The following is an 809-nucleotide window of genomic DNA, read 5'->3' as shown; positions in this document are numbered from 1 at the left end:
CACGGAACCCGTTCGAATAGGTACCGCGGATTGCGATCTGCTTGATCGGCGTCCACTTGGCACCAACCTTGGGCGAGAAGTGGCTGAATCCTTCCGAATAATGGTCGTAACGTCCCGAACCGTTCACCTCGAGGGTCGGCAGGATCGGCGCGTTGACTTCGAAATAGCCAGCATAGACGTCATGCGTACCAAAGGCTGCCGACGTGTTGGCATATTTGGTGAGACCGACGTCAACGCCATTGTTCTCTTCGGTTTCGTGGCGGAACTGGCCGCCGACCGCAAACTGCAGGTCACCACCCGGAAGCGCGAACAGATCCTTGGCGATCGACCCGTCAAGCGAGATCAGCGAAGTGTGCGAGGGCACCGAGTAGGTCGGCGCGATCAAGTCGCGAACAGCCTGAGAATTGAGCGACGGATTGACGAAGTTGTAGGCACCGGTGTTGACCGCTTTCTTCAGCCCGGCAATGTCGATGACACCATATTCGGTGATCGAGAAATTGTCGCGTGCGCCGACTGCGTCAATTTTCCAATGATAGCCGCCAGCGATGTCGCCGTTAAAGCCGACCGCGCCACGGAACACTTCGTTGTTGCGCACGGTGCCGACGGGAATGTCGCCAAAGGCATAACGGATGCTAGCGGCATTCGCCATCGCGTCCGCTGAGGTTGCCGCGGTATTCGTGGCATAGGGATTGTTCGGGTTGAGGGTACGGTCGGCCGCCGTGATGCAGTTGATGCCAGCCGCGCAGACGAAGTACGGCAGCACGATACCCGGGTTGTTCGACGACAGCGCCGGTGAAGAACCATAAGGC

At 58.6% G+C, this 809-nt stretch carries 1 protein-coding gene; it reads right to left on the bottom strand.

Annotated elements, in window-relative coordinates; all coding sequences use genetic code 11:
• On the bottom strand, positions 1–809 hold an 809-nt coding region (locus AACY52_RS28680; RefSeq protein WP_339561120.1), incomplete at both ends, for a TonB-dependent receptor.

It is taken from the genome of Pseudomonas sp. EA_65y_Pfl1_P113 (assembly GCF_963970525.1).
GTDB lineage: Bacteria > Pseudomonadota > Gammaproteobacteria > Pseudomonadales > Pseudomonadaceae > Aquipseudomonas > Aquipseudomonas tritici.
The sequence above is the reverse complement of the archived record's forward strand: the minus strand, read 5'-3'. Positions and strand labels throughout refer to the sequence as shown.